Raw genomic sequence first — 5,399 nt, 5'->3', positions numbered from 1 at the left:
CTAAAAAGTGTATTGGTCCAACGGTGTACGGATAAAACCTTTTCTAGGCTAAATTTTTCAATTGACATGATTTCAGCGTGGCATCAAAGACGTTGCTCATGTTAGCATGACCACATAATTTGTTAATATTTTTTAAATGTTAAGGCTATATTCATGCGCATGACTTTACGCCAGTTGGCGGTTTTTGTAGCAGTTGCTCAAGAAGGCACAGTAACCAAAGCCAGTGATGCGGTTCGACTTACCCAGAGTGCTGCGAGTATGGCTTTAGCAGATCTAGAAGACGGTTTGGGGGCTCCTTTATTTGACCGTCTAGGTAAGCGTCTTCAACTCAATGATTTGGGTCGTTTCCTGCTGCCACAAGCTTTAGAAATTTTGGGTCGCTGTGATGCTTTCGAGCAGGCCGCTAAAGGTGAGTTACAAAGCATTGATTTACGTTTAGGTGCAACCCTGACCATCAGTGACTACCTCATGCCTGACCTGATGGCTGACTTCTTACAAATTCAACCTCAAGCCCATTTACAGCTACAAGTTGGTAATACCCGTCAAATGATTGAGGCAGTGAATCAGTTCCAACTGGATTTGGCCTTGATTGAAGGCTCTTGTCACTTACCACAACTGCAATGCATTCACTGGCGTGACGATGAATTAGCCGTCTGCTGTGCACCCAACCACCCTCTTGCACAACTAGACCGTACTTTGACCGCAGATGACTTTAAATCGGTCGAGTGGATCTTGCGTGAAGAAGGTTCAGGTACGCGTGAAGTATTTGATAACGCTATTTTGAAAGACTTGCCTGATGCCAATATCCGTCTGACCTTGGGTCATAATGAAGCGATTTTAAAAATCGTGGCGGGTGGTTTAGGGATGTCCTGTATTTCAAAACTGGCCACTGAACCTTTGCGTGAAAAAGGCCAGTTGGTGGTGCTTGATACACCGTTTTGGTCTCTCACCCGTCCACTGTTCATGTTGGTGCATCGTCAGAAGTACCAAGGCCCAGGACTCAAAGCTTTCATGAAGTTTTGCGAAAAATAACTAAGCAAAAAGCACCCGAAGGTGCTTTTTTTATTTCCCAAATTGGCGCTCACAAGGCTCACCATCATTGTTCCCATCCATTTGGGTATTTGGACAGTTTCTTAAGAAATAAACCGCTTCTTCATAAGAACGCATTTGGGAGCAATGGGTTCGTCCATCGCATTTGAACTGCCCTGTGCTGACAGGTAAACGACCATTTTGTTTATCAATGCTCTGCGTCACACGTTCTGAGCGAGGTTGATTGGTTTGATGTAGCTCAGCATCTAAGTTTTGTTTACCTTGCTCTGTAAGCACCTGATCAGGTAACTCACCTAAAGCCTTACGTTGTCCTTCTACAATCTGCTGTTGCTCAAGCATCAATTGCTCAGCTTTATGTTGTTTTTCGATACTATAGCTTTGATATTTGCCATAAATCAGAAATCCCAACACTGCAATCACAATCACACCGATCACGGTAATGATCGTACTTTTATGTCCTGCCTCGTTATAGCGAACAGATGAGTTACTCGGTCTTACTTTTTTCTTTAACTCACCTAATTTTTGAGTTTCTGTTGGATGATTCAGCCGCTGGATATTTCCAGCCTTAAACTTGCCTTGATCTTCCACAATCATAAACTGCAACGCTTCACCAATCTTGGGTTCAATGTTGTTCTGTGGCAAATCTTTGATATGAAAAAACACATCATCAACATCCCCGTCTACTTCAATAAAACCAAAACCACGTGAGGGGCTAAAGCTTTTGATTTTCCCGTTCAAAAACATAATATGCGCTAATCAACTGTATTTTAGAGTATTGTAATCAATAAAAAAGAGGCTAAAAAGCCTCTTTCAATCAAAATAAGCAGATTAATTTTGCAGCATGTGCATACTCAATTTACCCATTTTAACGTCTGAAATTGGACAATAAATCTGTGGTAATCGACTTATTGTGGCTTGAGACTTTCGATTTCTTAGCTTTGGCAGAGTTGTCTTCAACCCGCTCAATTTTAATCGCTTTATAGCGATCGCCATTTTCAACCACATTAAACTTTACACGTTCATTGCGTTTCGGCTCACCTGAGTCTGCTGGGAAATCCGAGATATGAAAAAATACGTCGCCTTCAGGTGAGGAAATAAAACCAAAACCTTTATCCGCATTATATTGCTTCACTTTTCCTTGATATTGTTCAGACTTCATTACCCGATCCTCATCTGTACATGGCTAGATAGCCAGTATATAAAAAAGAGGCTGTGAAAGCCTCCTTTATGCATTCATTTTAATCATTAATCTTTTTGAACTGAACCAAAGATTTTATCGCCCGCATCGCCTAGACCCGGCACGATATAACCATTAGCATTTAAACCTTGGTCAATTGAAGCCGTGAAAATAGTGACATCTGGGTGCGCATCATTTACACGTTTAATTCCTTCAGGCGCAGCAACCAATACCATTACACGAATATCTTTACAACCACTTGCCTTTAAAACATCAATCGCCGCAACCAACGAAGACCCTGTTGCAAGCATTGGGTCAATAATCATGGCTAAACGGTTTTGTACATCTGGCACCAATTTTTTGTAATAAGTACGCGCTTCAAGCGTTTCTTCATCACGCTCTAAACCCAAGACAGATACTTTTGCACTTGGAATCAGGTTTAAGAATCCATCTAACATGCCGATACCCGCACGTAAAATAGGCACAACCGTAATTTTTTTACCCACAATACGGTCTACGATGACTTTACCATTCCAACCATCAATTTCATAATCACACACAGGTAAATCTTTAGTTGCTTCATAGGTCAACAGCATAGTCACTTCTTGAGCCAGCTCGCGGAAGTTTTTCGTGCTGATATCTGCACGACGAAGAAGACCAAGCTTATGACGAATCAACGGATGACGAATTTCATGGATAGCCACGGGAGAGCACCTAAAAGGTAAAATAAAATTCCTGACATTATAAAGCTTTTTATCGTGCGATAAAAACAAAAAGCCCCCAATTGATGGAGGCTTTTTTATTAAAACAAAACGTTTTGAATGATTAGTGCTGTTGAGAAAGCATAAAGTGGATTGGAGATAAAATCTCAGACTGAAGCGCAAGCTTAATAATTGGATCTGGATAGATACCAATCACCAGTACTGCCGCCGCAGCTAAAAGCACCATAATCCCCCCCACTTTTTGGCCCCAATGATCCACAGCGTCGACACGCGGTGCGTCTGGTGGTGTCATATACATCACAACCATCACACGGAGATAGTAGTACAGACCAATACCAGAACCAACAATGATCATCGCAGCAAGGAACCAATGTTGAGTCGTTACCGCAGCCATCACCACCAGGAACTTACCAATGAAGCCCGCTGTCAATGGAATACCTGCAAGCGATAACATCATCACGGTTAACACTGCGGTCAACACTGGACGACGCCAGAATAGACCACGGTAGTCTGCTAGGCTTTCTGCTTCATCCACGTTGTTATATGGACTAGACATCAATGCAACTGCACCGAACGCACCAATTGTAGTTAATACATAAGTGATTACATAAACAGATACATTACCAAGGCTTGCATAGGTCATGCTGATTAAACCAATCAACAAGTAACCAAAGTGTGCAATTGAAGAGTATGCCAAGATACGTTTCAAGTTCACTTGTTTCACTGCAAGGAAGTTACCCACCAAGATTGATAACACTGCAATCACAGTTAAGATCGTGATGATAGAGTCAACTAGGATCGCACCTGAAGTTAAGATGTAACGTACAAACAAGCCAATTGTTGCGACTTTTGCGGCCGTTGCAAGGAAAGTTGCAATCGGTGTTGGTGCACCTGCATAAACGTCTGGTGTCCATTTGTGGAATGGCGCTAAAGACAGTTTAAATGCCACAGCAAATACGATGAAACCTAAACCTAAAAGCACCATCGGTTGCTGGATGTTTTGCATTAACGCTTGAACATTGTCATAGAACGACATTGAACCTGTGTACGCGTAAATGTAAGCCATACCCATCAACAACATTGCCGAAGCGGTTGCTGAAAGCACCAAGTACTTCACACCCGCTTCTAAAGATTTAGAGCGTTGGTGTGTATACGCCAATAAGCCATATACAGGAATCGACATCAACTCAAGGCTAATGAAGAACGATGCATAGTGAGAGCTTGCGACCATTAACATTGCACCAGTCACTGATGACAACATTAAGATATACAGTTCTTCACGGTTATCTTTATAGGTCTCGATATAGGCATGAGACAAAGTACAGCATGCCAGTGCCGCAATCAAAATGATCACTTGGTATAACAAGGTGAACGCATCCACCATGAACATACCCATCACGTTTGCTGGTTTAAAAGCCCCACCAAACATTGTGAAAAGCACATAAGCTGCTGCAAGGTTTAAGCCCACAACTGATGCTGTTGCAATTAAGTTATGGTTACGCTTANNAATTGCAGTAAGAATCATCACGACGATCGTTGTTAAAGCAACGATCATCACAGGAGCTAAAGGCATAAGCTCAGAAAATGACATTGTGAAGTTCATGACTTATTGCATCTCCACATTTTCGAGTTGAACAGTTGCTTGACTTGCAACGTCAACGACTTCTTGTACAGGAATGTAGCTGTTTGCTAACCACGCCATGCTTGAATTTGAAATATCAAGGAAGCTTTGTGGATATAGCCCCAGCCATAACAGACCGAAAGCACAGATTAACAAGATCACTACTTCACGCGCATTTAAGTCTTTCAATGGGTTGTTGTAGTGCTGTTGTTGTTCTTCGTTCGGTGTACCAAACAATGCTTTGTGGATCAGAATCAAGCCATAAAGACCTGCAAATACTAAGCTTACAGCTGCAAGAATAGTAAACACTGGGAATTTTGCATAAGAACCCATCAGGATCAGGAACTCACCAATGAAGTTACCTAGACCCGGAATACCCACAAGCGCCGCCACGAAGAACATGAGGAAGAATGCAAGATATGGGAACTGACCACGCATACCGCCCATCAAACGCATATCACGTGTATGAACACGCTCGTATACTTGACCACACATAATGAACAATGCAGCAGATGACAAGCCATGTGCCAACATCATGATCATCAAACCTTGGAAGGTTAAGATGTTACCTGCGTAAATCGCAAGTAAAACAAAGCCCATGTGTGAAATTGACGTGTACGCAAGTAAACGTTTCATATCGGTTTGCTGGAAAGCACACCAAGCACCGTAGAAGATACCGATCAAACCGAAAATGATCGCGATATCTGCAAACTGTGCAGAAGCCGCTGGGAAGAATGGAATCACAAAACGAAGTAGACCGTATGCAGCCGTCTTAATCAAGATACCTGCAAGGTCAACCGAACCCGCTGTAGGTGCTTGTGCATGCGCA

The 5,399-nt window shown here is 42.4% G+C and carries 7 protein-coding genes; 1 reads left to right on the top strand and 6 read right to left on the bottom strand.

Annotated elements, in window-relative coordinates:
- The coding region (locus tag B4F08_RS03675) for a hypothetical protein (protein ID WP_291373244.1) at nt 1-68 on the bottom strand (68 nt) is incomplete at its 3' end.
- 85 nt (nt 69-153) lie between these two features.
- On the opposite strand from B4F08_RS03675, the gene gigC reads away from it, so the two are divergent.
- Entirely contained in the window at nt 154-1,032 is an 879-nt protein-coding gene (gene gigC, locus B4F08_RS03670; RefSeq protein WP_086208141.1) for a LysR family transcriptional regulator GigC, read from the top strand.
- 30 nt (nt 1,033-1,062) lie between these two features.
- Here the strand turns inward: gigC and B4F08_RS03665 are convergent, their stop codons facing one another.
- The 5 genes from B4F08_RS03665 to B4F08_RS03645 form a co-directional block, all read right to left on the bottom strand.
- Nucleotides 1,063-1,794, bottom strand: a complete 732-nt coding sequence (locus tag B4F08_RS03665) for a cold shock domain-containing protein (protein ID WP_291373242.1) — start codon at nt 1,792-1,794, stop codon at nt 1,063-1,065.
- A 121-nt stretch (nt 1,795-1,915) separates the two neighbouring features.
- Nucleotides 1,916-2,209 carry a cold shock domain-containing protein gene (locus B4F08_RS03660; protein ID WP_086208143.1) on the bottom strand — a complete coding sequence of 98 codons (294 nt, stop codon included), beginning with the start codon at nt 2,207-2,209 and terminating at the stop codon, nt 1,916-1,918.
- 86 nt (nt 2,210-2,295) lie between these two features.
- Nucleotides 2,296-2,931 (bottom strand): uracil phosphoribosyltransferase, encoded by a 636-nt coding sequence (gene upp / locus B4F08_RS03655; protein ID WP_291373239.1) that lies wholly within the window; start codon nt 2,929-2,931, stop codon nt 2,296-2,298.
- A 121-nt stretch (nt 2,932-3,052) separates the two neighbouring features.
- Complete coding sequence (gene nuoN / locus B4F08_RS03650; RefSeq protein ID WP_291373237.1) at nt 3,053-4,552, bottom strand: NADH-quinone oxidoreductase subunit NuoN; 1,500 nt, start codon at nt 4,550-4,552, stop codon at nt 3,053-3,055.
- 3 nt (nt 4,553-4,555) lie between these two features.
- Nucleotides 4,556-5,399: NADH-quinone oxidoreductase subunit M (locus tag B4F08_RS03645; protein ID WP_291373236.1), on the bottom strand; the 844-nt coding region annotated here is incomplete at its 5' end.

Source organism: Acinetobacter sp. UBA6720 (assembly GCF_002454215.1).
Taxonomy (GTDB): domain Bacteria; phylum Pseudomonadota; class Gammaproteobacteria; order Pseudomonadales; family Moraxellaceae; genus Acinetobacter.
This window is presented reverse-complemented; position numbering and strand designations above follow the sequence as displayed.